Consider the following 14,594-nt stretch of genomic DNA (forward strand, 5'->3'; position numbering starts at 1 on the left):
GAAATTGATGGTTGAATATTTAGTAAATGAGGTTAATATTTCAACACTTCAGGCATTTGTCATGCCAGAAAATTTATATTCAGCAAAAGTGCTATTAAACAATGGTTTTGTAAAAGAGGATTTTACCGTACAAGAAAAAAATTGGGGCGGTCAAGAAATTGCAACTGTTGATGTATACACATACAATAAGTCTTAGACAACCTCCAGTTTTTCAAACTGAAAATCTGGGATTGTGGTGGCTTAATCATAGTTGTTCCAAAATACGAACAACCAATGGAAATGTTTTTGATTAAGGGCATTTAATTAAATTTGAATTTGTGGAGGTATTTTATGTTTAATGAAATATGCATATATGAGGCAAAACTGACCAAGTTAGATGAAATTGAAGAACTGATGAGGGAAGTAGCGGAATTTTACTTGGAGCAAGATGGTGTTATTGATGTACACTATATAAAACGTACTCACCGACAAAAAGATTTCAATGCAGTTAAAGAGGGAGAATTACCTGTTCGTCTTACAAGAAATGTAGGTAAGGTAACATATGTTTTGTATTGGGTGCTGGAAAATGAAGAAGCTCATGCAAGAGTTGGAAAACTTGGTATAGAAAAATTCTATAAACGTTGGAATAGGTGTTTAACCACAATGCCCAAAATAATCTTGGGTGAGAATATTGTTTGATTTACAAACTTCAAAGAGATTTGCCCTTCACCATGACGCCAAAAGAATTGTGTTGCAGCCGGAGCCGGAAAACAAGGCATCCTGCGGCCTGCTGCTGTCTTGTGGCTTTGTGCTTGACACGGAAAAAGAGATCTATGTAAAACTTTTGTCTTGAACGGTAAATAAGCTGAACAAATTCATAAAGGGCAGAGCAGGTCAAGGGAAGATGCTTCTTCACGTGATTTGCTGTCAAATTAGAGATAATCGCTACATCTTCTTGCCGTTTATCGCAGGCCAATACCACTTTGTAAATAAACTGCTAATTATAGACAACAATTCTTCATCGCTCATCTCATCAGGATGCTGTATTTGATGAATGATGGCAGAAAATATCCCATTAAAGTAAATATCCATGATAACACGATTATGGACAGAAGTACTTATAGGAATATTCAGTGACACCTGCAATCGTTGCTGTAATCTTCTTATAAATGCTGCTCGGTTGGAATCGCTGAGGAGAATGCCGAGACGATCCTTTGAGGCATAAAAATGCTCAAGAAATAGCTGAAAAAAATGATTATCTAAAACAGGAGACATCTGAACCTGAGGTAGTAGAACAGAAAGCATCCCGTCTATGAACTGATCTTCTGCGTACTCGATTAAATTAAAGACATCTTCAAAATATCGATAGAATGTAGTACGATTATAGCCTGCAAGATTTGTAATTTCTTTTATTGTGATTTTATATATGTTTTTTATTTCTGCAAGACGGAAAAAGGCTGTAATAAATGCCTCTTTCGTAGCATCTGTAATTTCAGGTTGTTTATTCATGAGTTCCTTTCTGTATCATGCGACACATGTTCATTATTGTTGCTTGATGATTTTTTATCATGCAACTATAATTGGATCATACAACACATGTCGCATAAAAACAAGGAAAGGTTGATGCTTTATGAAAAAAGATAAATTGTATCAGTGGTGTGATCAGATATGGCTGCATGTCTTATATGGAATAGGAATCGTTATGAGCTGCTTACTTGTTTCCAGATGGTCTGACATATCAATGCCATGTAAATTGATGTATATGCTTACAATTATGGTTCCATTACATGTATTCGAAGAAAACACTTTACCAGGTGGGTTTTTCTTTATGAACAATCTCGGACAGAAGTCAGACCGGCCAATGGTGTATCCACAGAATATGCTAACCAACATGATTACAAATCTTGGTGCAGAGATATTGTTTATTGTTATACTTATATATGCAGACTATATTCCAAATACAGCTGTTGTTGTAGTGATATTATTTGGATATGCGGAATGTATTCATCATACGATGGATGGTATACGGATGTACAGAAGATATGCAGGTAAAGGGAAAAGAACAATTTATGGACCGGGAACAATCACATCATATGTAGGCTTGATACAGTTAAGTACATATGGACTGGTATGGCTCACAAAACAGAATATTGTAGTTAGTGAAGTGTTTGCAGGAATAGGGATTATCTTACTTGTGGTGGTAGGATTGATTTTGATTCCATTTATAATTTCAAAACGAGTACAAAGTAAACGTTTTGCATTTAGCAGTAACGGATATTTTGAAAAATATGAACCAATGCAAGGAGGAAAAAACAATGGATAATCTGGTGTTAGAGGCATTAAAGACAAGAAGAAGTGTAAGAAGGTACAGTGACAGAGTGGTAGAACAGGAAAAGCTTGATGCGATTATGGAAGCTGCAACATATGCACCTACAGGAATGGGACAGCAATCACCTGTTATTGTACTGGTAAAGACAAAAGAAGTTAGAGATAAGATATCGAAATTGAATGCGAAGGTAATGGGCAGGGACATAGATCCGTTTTATGGAGCGCCGGTAGTTGCTATTGTATTTGGAAATAAGGCATCTGTACCTACTTGGTTTGAGGATGCAAATCTCGTTGCCGGTAATTTGCTTAATGCAGCACATGCAGTTGGTGTAGATTCTTGTTATATCTACAGGGCTAAAGAAGTGTTTGAATCAGAAGAAGGACTAGCTCTTTTGAAAGAATGGGGACTTGATGCAAACTATGTTGGAGTTGCGAATTGCATATTAGGATATGGTGAAAGTGAAAGACCTGTTGCAAAAGAGCGAAAAGCAAACTATGTAATTGAAGTATAAAACTACTATTGTATGTAGTGCATTAATGAACGATATTTATTTTAATACATTATTCCCACGACTTTTTTATTTCTGCGAAGCGATATACTCACGGGGCGAATATTTAAAATATTCCCGAAACGCCTTATAAAAATTGCTGCTATTGCTATAACCAAGCAATACTGCAATTTCCTCTATGGGCAAATTTGTCCCTTTTAACAGAATTACAGCACGTTCCATTCGCTGCTCCAAAAGGATTTCAGAAAATGACTTGCCCAACTCCCGGTGCAGAAGTGTGGATACATAGTTCGGATGATAGGAAAAATGTTTTGCAATATCCTTCAGCGTCACACTGTCAAAATGCTCACTCATGTACTGCACAATCTTTTCTGATAAACTTTCACTAGGGGAAGTTTGGTTTGCCTGGGTAAATTGCCGCGCAATCTGCAACAAAAAAGAAAGGGTGAGTGACTTTAAAACAGGCTGGGTATCTTCCTGCTTATTTGCGTACTCAATTACCATCATTTCAAGCAGTGTGCGGATATTGCAGTCATGTTCAATTTTAAAATGCATAAATTCATCGGAAAATTCATTTGTGGACGGGTCAAGCAGAAAATGAAACAGCCTGTTATTGGATGAGAGCATTGGCAAAAATGTTCTAAAAAAAGTTTCCCGTTGTATGAGTACGCCAATAATGGTTGTCTCTTTATCATCATGTACACAAAGTGCATGGCCTGCAAATGGCTGTCCTGCATAAAGTTCCCCCTCACGGATTGTAATACGGTTGTCATATTTAAAGCTGATAGAATCATATTCGCCCTCATAGGTGAAATTGAAATAAAAAAAGTCATGCCGGTGGAAAAGCTCCTGACGTCCGCCACTTTGATGGACACAGATCAGGATTTCTTCCTCCGGCGGTCCGGGCCAGCAAAACATTTTTTCAGACTGGCTTCCCACGGGGTAATCATGGTAGGTCCAATCTAAAGTTAAAAATTGTTCCCGAAGCCGGTCTATAGAAGCACACAATAATTCTTTTCCCACATCATTCCCTCCCCCTCGTATTTAAAGAACAATGCCAGTAATGGCGACGATTTTATTATACTAAATGATATTAGAAAACACCAGTGCTGTTGTTAAGTTTTAGCGCTGTTTTTTTCCGAAGTTTTCTTTATAATCGTAACATTAAAAGTTTAGGAGGCATTTTATGAAATCTCAAATTAAATATGGGGGAAACTCAGCCTTTTATCGGAAGCTGCTTTCGCTTGTTTTTCCAATTGCATTTCAGCAGTTTATGTTAGCGGCGGTCAGTGCGTCGGATGCATTGATGCTTGGCTTTGTTAATCAGGATTCTCTTTCGGCCGTCTCCCTGGCCGGTCAGATCACTTTTGTCTTTAACCTCTTTATGGGCGGCCTGACAATGGGGACAAGTATTCTGGCGGCACAGTATTACGGTAAGGGTGATGTGAAATCCATTGAAAAGATATTTGCCTATGTCACAAGGGTCTCATTTTTCATCTCCGCAGTATTTTTTATGGCATCCTTTTTTGTTCCGGAACTGCTGATGCGTATTTTTACACAGGAGTCCCAGCTTATTGCGGGAGGTATTGTCTACCTCCGGATTGTGGCAGTATCCTATTTGTTTACCGGCATATCGCAGATTTATCTGTGCATATTGAAAAATACGGGATACGCAATGAAAAGTATGGCAATCGGTTCAACTGCCGTTGTGATCAATATTTTTCTGAATGCTGCGCTTATCTTCGGACTATTCTTTTTCCCCAGAATGGGAATCGCAGGTGCAGCGCTTGCCACATCCGTTTCTAAGCTGATTGAGATGGTATGGGCGTTCATCGAATCCCTGCGGGAAAAACATGCGCGGCTTCATATAAAGTTTTGCTTTTCTGTTGATCAGCAGTTGGTAAAAGATTACTGGAGATACAGCCTGCCCATGCTGGGTGATTATCTTGTGTGGGGAGTGGGCTTTACGATGTATTCCGTTATCATGGGGCATTTGGGAAATGACGCGGTGGCGGCAAATTCGATTGCAAATATTGTGAAAAACCTGATTGTTAGCTTTTGTACAGGACTTGCAAATGGCGGCGGTATCATTGTGGGCAATGAACTTGGTATGGGAAATTTAAAACAGGCGAAAAAATATGGGGGGATTCTTTGGAAGATGGCAGTGATCAGTGGTGTTGTATCAGGACTGCTATTAGTCGCTCTTTCTCCGCTTATCATAAATGTGACAGCATTAAGTCCGCAGGCTACGGGATACTTGAAATGGATGCTGATACTTTGTGCCTGCTACATGATTGCCAAATCCATCAATATGATGACGATTGCCGGAGTATTTCCTGCCGGTGGCGATTCAAAATTCGGTTTGATCTGTGATACGTTAACCATGTGGGCGTTTGCGGTTCCGGCAGGCTTCCTCGCTGCTTTTTATTTCCATTTGCCGGTGGTTACTGTGTTCCTTATTATCAATCTGGATGAGGTGGTAAAAGTCCCGGCAGCGATTCTGCACTATAAAAAATATGGGTGGCTGAAAAATATTACACGAGAAAATGAGGCACAGCTGGTAAAATTTGAGGATAATGAGGTGAAAGTAATATGACAGAACTTGAAAAATTAGAAGCGGGGTTGGAATACTGTGCGCTTGATCCGGAAGTTGATGCCCGTAAAAAAAGAGCAGTGGCTGCCTGCGTGGCATTAAACGCAATAGATCCAACTGATTATGAAAAGCAGTATGCGGCAATTCAGGAGCTTTTTGGGTCGACTGGGAAAGTGATAAATGTTCTTCCAGGCTTCCAATGTGACTACGGGAAAAATATTCATGTGGGTGAGGATTTTCTGGCAAACTATAATGTTACTATTCTTGATATTGCTCCAGTATATATAGGTGATTACTGCATGGTTGGCCCAAACACACTCATATCAACAGTCGGTCATCCTCTTTCTCCGAAAGAAAGGAGAGAAAAGAAATCATTTGGCAGGCCAGTTACGATTGGCGATGATGTGTGGGTTGGCGGTAACTGTACCATACTTCCGGGGGTAACCATTGGGAATAATGTTATTGTAGCTGCCGGAGCCGTGGTTTCTAAGGATGTGCCGGACAACTGCGTTGTGGCAGGCGTTCCAGCGAAAATCATTAACTCCATTTTTGATACAGAAACTACTTAGTGATAATAAATAAAAGGTGGTATAATAAAAAGCAGAAACGATGAAATAACAGGATCGGTGAATGGAGGGAACGCTATGGAAAAAGCAAAAGTTTATTTTTCAAGAGAAATCACACCTGAAAAGGTGGTGGAACTGTATCATGCGACAGGAAAGGAACTGTCTGGAAAAGTAGCTGTAAAACTGCATTCCGGCGAACCGGGGAATCAGAATTTTTTAAGGCCAAAGTTCTGGAAACCTGTCATTGACGCAGTGGAGGGAACCGTGGTCGAGTGTAACACCGCCTATGAGGGGGAACGCAATACCACAGAAAAACATAAAGCTACGATGGAAAAGCACGGATGGAATAAATATTTTAAGGTAGAGATTTTGGATGCTGAAGGACCGGACCTGGAGCTTCCGATTCCGGGAGGTAAAAGGATTCAAAAGGATTATGTTGGCAGGGATATGTCCAACTATGATTCCATGCTGGTGCTGTCTCATTTTAAGGGACATCCAATGGGAGGCTATGGCGGCGCCCTCAAGCAGCTGTCAATTGGCTGTTCCTCTGCTGCCGGAAAAGCCTACATCCACGGGGCAGGAAAGCCGGAGGAAATGTGGTCGACAGAACAGAATGCTTTTCTGGAATCAATGGCCGATGCAGCATCTGCCGTTACCGCCTATTTTGACGGCAACATGGTCTTTGTCAATGTGATGAAGAATATGTCCGTAGACTGTGACTGCTGTGCTGTGGCTGAAGATCCCTGTATGGCTGATATGGGCATTCTGGCTTCACTTGATCCCGTTGCTATTGATCAGGCGTGTCTCGATCTGGTTTATGCTTCCAGCGATCCGGGCCGTGACCATTTCATAGAGCGGGTAGAAAGCCGTAATGGCATTCGTACTATAGAAGCTGCTGCAAACTTAGGAATTGGCAGCAGAGAATATGAATTGATTGAAATATAATTTTTTGCTTTTCAATTGCATACCCATAACTGGGATTAAGAATTGAATATAAAAGTTAGCGGCCAGCTTAGACTGGTCGTTTTTTGTTCCGTGCAAAAGGAGACGCATTAGATGGTATAGGAGGCATTCTATTTTGTATGGATCACCGGTAACTGCCATAGGATTTCTACATAGGCTGGGATTGTCCGGAGATATATGATATAATTTACCCAATCAAAATAACAAGATAGAAAAGTATTCAGTCTGCAGAACTGCTCAATTAGAATTTGTCAGAGAACTGAACAGCACGGCAGACCGGTGTTTAGGGGGAAGAAATTTGTGGGAACAGGAATAATTGTATGCGGCCTAAACGGGACTGGAAAGAGTACGTTGGGAAAAGTTTTGGCAGAGAGATTAAATTTTCATTTTATTGATAGTGAAAGCCTGTATTTTCTTATGGCGGATCCCCTTTATATTTATGCTTATCCGCGTACCCACAAAGATGCGGCAAAGCTCCTTTTCAATGAAATTAAAGTATATGAAAATTTTATTCTTACTTCCGTGAAAGGGGATTACGGAGAATGGCTTTATCCTTATTTACAGTATGCCGTTTTGATTGATGTTCCGAGAGATGTTCGGATACAACGCATAAAAAACCGTTCTTTTCATAAATTTGGTAATAGAATATTGCCAGGTGGAGATTTACATGAGCAGGAAAAAAACTTCTTTAATCTTGTTCAATCCAGAGATGAAGATGTTGTTGAGGAATGGCTGCAATCTTTAAGTTGTCCTATTATACAAGTGGATGGAACAAAGTCCATAGTAGAAAATACAAAACTTATTATAGAGCAAATAAGACTCTAAATTTATGGAGGTTATGATGACAGAATTATTTGGTGTATTTCCATATTTAAAAAATGAAAAAATTATTATTAAAAAAATGGAATTAAATGACGTTGTAGCCTTGTCAGAGATAAGCAAGAATGAGAATATTTATAAGTATATACCGCCATTTTTATATAAGAAAAGTAATAAAGCATTAGAGACTGCAATCAAAAATCTTGGTGGAAGAGATTTTGAAAAGAAAAAGTATATAATTGCAGGCGTTTATTTAAAAGATAATCCTAATAGGCTTGTAGGTTTAGCAGAAATGTTTGACTATAAAAAGAGAGAAAATAAAATAACAGTGGGTTATCGTCTAAATGAGGATTATTGGAATAAGAAAATTGCAACAAATGTTTTGAAATTGATGGTTGAATATTTAGTAAATGAGGTTAATATTTTAACACTTCAGGCATTTGTCATGCCAGAAAATTTATATTCATCAAAAGTGCTATTAAACAATGGCTTTGTAAAAGAGGATTTTACCGTGCAAGAAAAGAATTGGGGCGGTCAAGAAATTGCAACTGTTGATGTATACACATACAATAAGTATTAGACAACTTCCAGTTGTCAAACTAGAAAATTGGATTATGGAGGCGAGGATATGAGTAAAGAATATATGATACCAGCGTGTTCAGGAATAAAAATTGATGTTAAGCAAGGTCAAAATATTACAGTAATTGATGTGGAGGGCGGTCAAGTAGTTGATTTTTTTGCAGAAGTAACAGGTAAGAAAAATGAATTTTTATCAACAGGAGTGACGATTGACTGTAACGAATCTTTGAAATTAAAAATCGGAGATACTATTTATACGAATATGTATCGTCCTATGATGAAAGTCCTTTCAGATGATGTTGGAGAACATGATTTACTTCACCCGTGTTGTCGACCAGAAATGTATGATTTTTTCTATCATAATGGCAAAGGACACCCAAACTGTTTTGATAATATTAACAATGCCCTTGCCGAGCAAAGACCTATTATTACGCCTGTCAATCTATTTATGCACACAGAAATCAATACTAACGGCAGTATTTCAGTGGAAATGCCTATTTCCAAAGCCGGAGATAAAATTGTAATAAAAGCATTGTTGGATATTACGCTAGGAGTTGCCGCTTGCAGCGTATCTGAAAGTAATTGTAATAGTGGTAAATGTTCACCTGTTAAAATTATTATTGATTAAACAACTTTCAGTTTATCAAACTGAAAAAATCGCAGTTTTGAAAGGAGAAAGTATGGAAAAGAGTATTGCATTTTGTGGTTTGGTGTGTTCGCAATGTCCTGTATACATTGCAACCAAGGCGAATAATGAAGAACTAAAAGAGAAATTAGCAATCGAATATTCTACAGACACATTTGAGTTTGTAAAAGAAGATATGAATTGTACGGGGTGTCACTCAGTAGTTGGAGTAAATGAGAAAATGTGTAAAGAATGTCTTATGAGAAAGTGTGGTATGCACAAAAGTATTTCTTATTGTGCAGAATGTAATGAGTACCCATGCCAGTACATAAACAGTTATGTGCCAATTGGAAGTGATAATCGCAAAATGTTAGATGAACTGGTAAAGAAATAAATTCCAGTTTGGATGATGTACAGGTTCAATAAAAATTTAAGAACAATTATAATTTAGTGTAGAGGAGAGGCAATGAAAAAGAAAAACGTAATAGCAGGTATTACTACAGTGGTTATTATAATCATAATAGCATACTTATCAACCAGACCTAAAATATTGGGAAATATGAATCATAGTTATTCAGAACAGACAACTTCAAATTCTGAAATTTCATTTTCGGGAGAGCCAAGTGACAGGATAAAATTTTTATTTAGTTCTAATATAAAACATGGTGATTTAGACCTAGTTTTATATGATTCAGATGGTAAAATGGTGTATCAATTAGATAAAGCAAGGGAATTAGAAACTTTTTATACATTGGATAAAGCAGATATATATACATTAACGGCAAAACATAGTAACTTTATTGGAAAATATAAAATTAAAATCATTAAGGCTGATTAAATGGTTAACCATCTGCTTCTTTTTATACAGGAATGTATGCAGGAAAATGAAAAAAGAAAGGCGGTAATGAAATGAACTATACAAAATTAGGCAATTCAGATCTTAAAGTTTCCCGTATTTGTATGGGATGTATGGGATTCGGGGATTCAGGCAGGGGCCAGCATTCTTGGACGCTTAATGAGGAACACTCCAGAGCAGTCATACGAAGGGGGCTGGAGCTGGGGATAAATTTCTACGATACTGCCATTGCTTATCAGAGCGGAACCAGTGAGCAGTATGTGGGGAAAGCATTGAGAGATTATGTAAACAGGGATGAGGTGGTGATCGCGACCAAATTCCTTCCCCGGACAGAGAAAGAGATTGCAGTGGGCACTACAGGTCAGGAGTATATTGAGAAGATGCTTAACCAGAGCCTTAAAAATCTTGGAGCAGATTATGTAGATCTTTATATTTATCATATGTGGGATTATCGGACACCCCTTTATGAGATCATGGACGGTCTGAACCGTGTAGTGCAGGCGGGAAAAGCACGTTACATCGGAATCTCTAACTGCTTTGCATGGCAGCTTGCAAAAGCCAATGCCCTGGCGGAAAAGGAAGGGTTTGCAAAATTTATTTCCGTACAGGGGCATTATAACCTGATCTTCCGGGAAGAGGAACGGGAGATGGTTCCGTATTGCCGGGAAGAAAATATTGCACTGACTCCTTACAGTGCACTGGCAGGCGGGAGGCTTTCCAAACATGCAGGAGAAACTTCCAAAAGGCTGGTACAGGATGATTATGCAAAGCTGAAATATGATGCATCAAAAGAACAGGACGAAATCATCATAAGCCGGGTGGCGGAACTGGCAAAGAAACGGGGCATTTCCATGACAGAGATATCACTGGCATGGCTTCTGACAAAAGTGACGTCACCGGTGGTAGGAGCGACCAAATTTCATCATATAGAAGGAGCGGCCGCTGCTGTGGATATAGAACTTACAGGGGAAGAGAGACGCTATCTGGAGGAAGCCTATGTGCCCCATAAACTAGTGGGAGTCATGGCACAGAACAATGCCAGTATGCAGTAGAAACCGGTACGGTCTCTATTCTTATGACAGTAATTCTATTTTTCATTGTCAGTTGCCCGTGGAATATTTAGAATTATCAAATGGTGTGAAAATCCCGCAGATTGGTTTTGGGGTATATTATCGACCTTATGCTGCTGCACCAGCCAATGGGGGATTATACCAGTGCATGGAGAGGGCTTGAAAAACTTTATAAAGAGGGAAAAGTCAAGTTCATTTTAGGGGTGATGGCATAATCGTACTCATTATCCGTGCCAATTCTTCAGGAGTTTCTTTTCCACCATCATTTAGCCACCGAATAGTAACATTCCAAAAACCACCGGCTTGATAGACCAATTCGTATTTTGATTTATTTCTGTATGCAGGGTTAGAAAGAAACAAATCATTAAGGACCGGTAAATACTCATTAAATTTCAATAATGCCAACGGCAGGAGATTATGGCGGTTAAGCAGGAGAAAGAAATGCACATTTGATGCACATATGTCAAAATATGCTTTAGATAATGTATAAGCGGAGATGTGAGGTAATGCTTGTAATTTTTCTATATAAAGCTGACACAATCCTTGGAGTTTTAAAAACAGGACTTCTTCTTTTGTGTGAAAATTCCGATAGAATGTTTTTCTGTCCAGTCCCGCCCGTTCTGCTAATTCTTTTATGGAGATAGCATTGAAGTCTTTTTCATCCATCAAACTAAGTAGAGCTGACAAAATCCATTGTTTGGATTGGAGAGAGTGTGGATTATCCTTTTTCCTTTTCATAAACGCCTCCTGCCACATTTTTGTGCATCTGTGGAACTTGTTTTAGCATCATTGACTACAGATTAATTATAATATAAAATCAAAAGTGCCACAAGTGGGACATTTATCAATTAGGAGGTTTCTGTGATGGACTATTATAAAAATGATTGTTTTTGGGTAAAAGCTCAATCATTTTTGCCGGAAGATAATAGGCTAACAATAGACACTATGCCTAATGAATACTTTTTGCCGGTATCCGATGATTTAGAAATACATATTGATCATTACAAGCCTGCATCTCCCAGCGGGAAAGTTATATTATTTCATGGAGTTGGTGGGAATGGTCGTTTACTCTCATTTATTGCAGTACCATTGATGAAAAATGGATTTGAAGTTATTTGTCCAGATATGCCGCTATATGGTTGCACTCACTTTTCAAGACCAGTTACTTATGAAACATGGATATCATGTGGTTCTAGCCTGGTAAAGCACTTTCAAGAAGAAAACCCTTTACCAACTTTTTTATTTGGACTAAGTGCAGGTGGCATGCTGGCTTATCAGGTTGCGAACGAAAGCAGTCAAATAGCTGGGCTTATTGTTACTTGCATACTTGATCAAAGAAACAAAGCTGTTTTGAAAAGTTCAGCTAGAAATCCTTTTTTGGGTATGATCGCACGACCTATTATTTCTATGTTAAGCGCATTTGATGGTAACATAAAAGTTCCTATGAAGTGGGTAGGCAATATGAAAGCTATTGCTAATGATAAAAGGTTGGTTAATCTTTTAATACAAGACAAAAAATCATCTGGTGCGTTGGTTCCGATTAAGTTTCTTTATTCGATGCTTAACCCCAAAATAAAAATTGAGCCGCAACATTTCAATAATTGTCCTGTACTTTTAGTACACCCAGGTGAGGATCGTTGGACAAATATAAGATTAAGCAAAACATTTTATGACCGTTTAGCCTGTGAAAAAGAGACTGTGATATTGGAGGGGGCAGGCCATTTTCCTATTGAAGGGTTAGGATTAAAACAAATGGAGATTGCTTGTGTTGAGTTTATTAAACAACAACTTGTATCATTATGACATAGAACAGTTTACTAGCTTTTGATGTGGGATATAGCCACTTTGATAAATATATATTGTTACCTTCACTTCTGGACATCTCCCTGTCGGAAACGGACGGGCTCTAACTGCTCCAGTTCATGCAGCCAATGAGGAATATGCCGATCAAGTTGCTAAAGATATACTTTGCGTTCAAAGTGTATCTCAAAGAGAAAATTATATACAAATTTTCGTAAATGAAATCATTCATCACAAAATTTGGAAACAGTTGGACTGGATTTGAAAAATGGGGTGCCCAATTGTTTGTATCATATCTTTCAAGAAATGTTTGTATGGGTATGATAAGATAATATTTATAGCAGGAGTAGGAAAGAAATAAATCCAGTCTTATGGAAAGGGTTGAAATGATGTTACTGTAAGACTAAAAACAGGAGGCATCATAATCTTATGCTTATAAAAAATATGACAGGTGATACATCTGCACTAAAAAATAAACCTATTATAATCACAGGTGGAGGCGGAGGAATTGCGTTGGAAGCGGGACTGCACTGGCCTATATGGGTGCAGAAGTAATCATTGGTGAAGTGGACGAGGAAAAGGGGAGAGCTGCAGAAAATCATATTAATGCTCTTTTCCCTGGGCATGCCCGGTATATTTCTATTGATCTTGAGAAACCAGATGTGATCCAAACGTTTTGTGAGAAAGTATCTGTGGAATATGGAACACCGTATGCCATTATCAATAATGCAACTATCACACCATTTAATTCGATTGAGCGACTTCCCCTTGCAGATTGGGACAGAAGTTATCGTGTCCATCTACGTGGGCCACTGCAATTAATTAGATTCTTTTTGCCCGAAATGCTTGAGAAAAAACGGGGCGTTTTTGTGTTTACTTCATCCTCTGGTGCTGTAGCCTATATGGGAGGTTATGAAGTTTTTAAGACTTCTCAGGTGGAACTGGCAAATACATTAGCGGCAGAATTGGAGGATACGGGGCTGGCTGTTTTCAGCATTGGTCCTGGTCTTGTGAAAACTCAGACAGCGATACAGGGTATTGAAAAAGTGGCGCCTTTGATGGGAATTTCCACAGATGAGTTCTATCATATGAATCGAGATAACATCATATCTGCAGAGGAGGCAGGTACGGCTTTTGCCGTATCATTACTCTTTGCCCAAAAGTATGATGGACAAGAGATTGGCGGTATACAAGCATTAATCGATGCGGGAATCCACCAAAGATCAGGTGGAAAGATTTCAGCAACATTTTGTGAAGAGGGTCAGACATTGCTGACAGCGATTGTCCAGACTTTTGATGAGCAGTATGACGGATGGAAAAACAGGAATATATTTGAAAGGCAGTGGATGTTACGGGATTTCAAAAAAAATGCAGGCTGTTCCGCCGATGAAATGGGAAATGCCCTGCACCAATACCAAATTGCTTACAGCCAAAAAGACGCTGAAAGGCTAGATGGGCTATCTGTTCTTCTGGCAAGCCTTTCCGGATTTTACCGGCACCAGTTGAAAATGATGCAGGGATACATTAAGAACCCGGAGAAGAGGAAGGAATATGACACATATATCAATGGATGGCTCAAGGACATTGAGGCTATGAAACGAATGGTGTGACTGCTTTTTCCAAGTATCAGGTAGCGGCATATAAATTGAAATTCTGCGGGAATTCAATTGGAACGGAAGGGACAAGATTATGAAATCAAATACAAAAAAATATGGGGTAGATTTACTAATACTAGGTTTATCTGCACTTGTAGCTTATGGGATTGTCGGCATTTTCTATATGTTGCTTAAAATTGATATGGGAGCGTTACCTCTTTTAGCACAAACATTGGTAGGTGCACTTTGTGAATTTGGACTAATGGGACTTGGAGTAGTTATTATTTGCATACGTAACAAAGAAAGTTTTAA

20 protein-coding genes are annotated in these 14,594 nt (G+C 38.7%); 17 read left to right on the forward strand and 3 right to left on the reverse strand.

Features of this window, described 5'->3' with window-relative positions:
• Together DWX43_RS27510 and DWX43_RS26340 are read left to right on the forward strand one after the other, a co-directional pair.
• Nucleotides 1-196, forward strand: a 196-nt coding sequence (locus tag DWX43_RS27510) for a GNAT family protein (RefSeq protein ID WP_243099486.1), incomplete at its 5' end; no start/stop codon positions are given.
• 134 nt (nt 197-330) lie between these two features.
• Nucleotides 331-678, forward strand: coding sequence for a hypothetical protein (locus DWX43_RS26340; RefSeq protein ID WP_109731892.1), 348 nt, complete (start codon nt 331-333; stop codon nt 676-678).
• Nucleotides 679-924: 246 nt separating this feature from the next.
• Here the strand turns inward: DWX43_RS26340 and DWX43_RS26350 are convergent, their stop codons facing one another.
• On the reverse strand, nt 925-1,488 hold the full coding sequence (locus DWX43_RS26350; RefSeq protein WP_109731894.1) for a TetR/AcrR family transcriptional regulator: 564 nt from the start codon (nt 1,486-1,488) through the stop codon (nt 925-927).
• A gap of 121 nt (nt 1,489-1,609) precedes the next feature.
• Here DWX43_RS26350 and DWX43_RS26355 point away from each other — a divergent pair, with 121 nt between their 5' ends.
• Complete coding sequence (locus DWX43_RS26355) at nt 1,610-2,302, forward strand: HXXEE domain-containing protein (RefSeq protein WP_118622999.1); 693 nt, start codon at nt 1,610-1,612, stop codon at nt 2,300-2,302.
• Nucleotides 2,295-2,819, forward strand: a complete 525-nt coding sequence (locus DWX43_RS26360; RefSeq protein WP_118623001.1) for a nitroreductase — start codon at nt 2,295-2,297, stop codon at nt 2,817-2,819. Before DWX43_RS26355 ends, DWX43_RS26360 begins: the two co-directional genes overlap by 8 nt.
• A gap of 66 nt (nt 2,820-2,885) precedes the next feature.
• Here the strand turns inward: DWX43_RS26360 and DWX43_RS26365 are convergent, their stop codons facing one another.
• Nucleotides 2,886-3,839 carry an AraC family transcriptional regulator gene (locus DWX43_RS26365; RefSeq protein WP_118623003.1) on the reverse strand — a complete coding sequence of 318 codons (954 nt, stop codon included), beginning with the start codon at nt 3,837-3,839 and terminating at the stop codon, nt 2,886-2,888.
• Between the two features lie 163 nt (nt 3,840-4,002).
• Between DWX43_RS26365 and DWX43_RS26370 the strand changes: the two genes are divergently transcribed.
• The 9 genes from DWX43_RS26370 to DWX43_RS26410 all read left to right on the forward strand — a co-directional run bounded on the left by DWX43_RS26370 (nt 4,003) and on the right by DWX43_RS26410 (nt 10,869).
• Nucleotides 4,003-5,412, forward strand: a complete 1,410-nt coding sequence (locus tag DWX43_RS26370) for an MATE family efflux transporter (RefSeq protein ID WP_118623005.1) — start codon at nt 4,003-4,005, stop codon at nt 5,410-5,412.
• On the forward strand, nt 5,409-5,978 hold the full coding sequence (locus DWX43_RS26375; protein ID WP_118623007.1) for a sugar O-acetyltransferase: 570 nt from the start codon (nt 5,409-5,411) through the stop codon (nt 5,976-5,978). Before DWX43_RS26370 ends, DWX43_RS26375 begins: the two co-directional genes overlap by 4 nt.
• A 75-nt stretch (nt 5,979-6,053) precedes the next feature.
• Nucleotides 6,054-6,920, forward strand: coding sequence for a DUF362 domain-containing protein (locus DWX43_RS26380; RefSeq protein WP_118623009.1), 867 nt, complete (start codon nt 6,054-6,056; stop codon nt 6,918-6,920).
• A gap of 318 nt (nt 6,921-7,238) precedes the next feature.
• Nucleotides 7,239-7,763, forward strand: coding sequence for an AAA family ATPase (locus DWX43_RS26385; RefSeq protein ID WP_118623011.1), 525 nt, complete (start codon nt 7,239-7,241; stop codon nt 7,761-7,763).
• 13 nt (nt 7,764-7,776) lie between these two features.
• On the forward strand, nt 7,777-8,337 hold the full coding sequence (locus DWX43_RS26390; RefSeq protein ID WP_243099487.1) for a GNAT family protein: 561 nt from the start codon (nt 7,777-7,779) through the stop codon (nt 8,335-8,337).
• 48 nt (nt 8,338-8,385) lie between these two features.
• On the forward strand, nt 8,386-8,964 hold the full coding sequence (locus DWX43_RS26395; RefSeq protein WP_118623015.1) for an urea carboxylase-associated family protein: 579 nt from the start codon (nt 8,386-8,388) through the stop codon (nt 8,962-8,964).
• A gap of 52 nt (nt 8,965-9,016) precedes the next feature.
• Complete coding sequence (locus DWX43_RS26400) at nt 9,017-9,355, forward strand: DUF3795 domain-containing protein (RefSeq protein ID WP_118623017.1); 339 nt, start codon at nt 9,017-9,019, stop codon at nt 9,353-9,355.
• A gap of 72 nt (nt 9,356-9,427) precedes the next feature.
• Nucleotides 9,428-9,799, forward strand: coding sequence for a hypothetical protein (locus tag DWX43_RS26405; RefSeq protein WP_118623019.1), 372 nt, complete (start codon nt 9,428-9,430; stop codon nt 9,797-9,799).
• 71 nt (nt 9,800-9,870) lie between these two features.
• Nucleotides 9,871-10,869 (forward strand): aldo/keto reductase, encoded by a 999-nt coding sequence (locus tag DWX43_RS26410; protein ID WP_118623021.1) that lies wholly within the window; start codon nt 9,871-9,873, stop codon nt 10,867-10,869.
• Between the two features lie 210 nt (nt 10,870-11,079).
• Here the strand turns inward: DWX43_RS26410 and DWX43_RS26420 are convergent, their stop codons facing one another.
• Nucleotides 11,080-11,625: a TetR/AcrR family transcriptional regulator gene (locus DWX43_RS26420; RefSeq protein WP_118623023.1), complete on the reverse strand. Its 546-nt coding sequence runs from the start codon at nt 11,623-11,625 to the stop codon at nt 11,080-11,082.
• Nucleotides 11,626-11,751: 126 nt separating this feature from the next.
• Here DWX43_RS26420 and DWX43_RS26425 point away from each other — a divergent pair, with 126 nt between their 5' ends.
• The 4 genes from DWX43_RS26425 to DWX43_RS26435 form a co-directional block, all read left to right on the forward strand.
• Nucleotides 11,752-12,690, forward strand: coding sequence for an alpha/beta hydrolase (locus DWX43_RS26425; RefSeq protein ID WP_118623025.1), 939 nt, complete (start codon nt 11,752-11,754; stop codon nt 12,688-12,690).
• Nucleotides 12,691-13,116: 426 nt separating this feature from the next.
• The gene (locus DWX43_RS27590; RefSeq protein ID WP_279220822.1) at nt 13,117-13,242 is read left to right on the forward strand and encodes a hypothetical protein; all 126 of its coding nucleotides are present in this window, start codon (nt 13,117-13,119) and stop codon (nt 13,240-13,242) included.
• On the forward strand, nt 13,227-14,297 hold the full coding sequence (locus DWX43_RS26430) for an SDR family oxidoreductase (RefSeq protein WP_118623027.1): 1,071 nt from the start codon (nt 13,227-13,229) through the stop codon (nt 14,295-14,297). The genes DWX43_RS27590 and DWX43_RS26430 overlap by 16 nt, the downstream gene beginning before the upstream one ends.
• A gap of 79 nt (nt 14,298-14,376) precedes the next feature.
• The coding region (locus DWX43_RS26435) for a hypothetical protein (protein ID WP_207666105.1) at nt 14,377-14,594 on the forward strand (218 nt) is incomplete at its 3' end.

Source organism: Clostridium sp. AF19-22AC (genome assembly GCF_003479085.1).
Taxonomy (GTDB): Bacteria; Bacillota; Clostridia; order Lachnospirales; family Lachnospiraceae; genus Faecalicatena_A; species Faecalicatena_A orotica.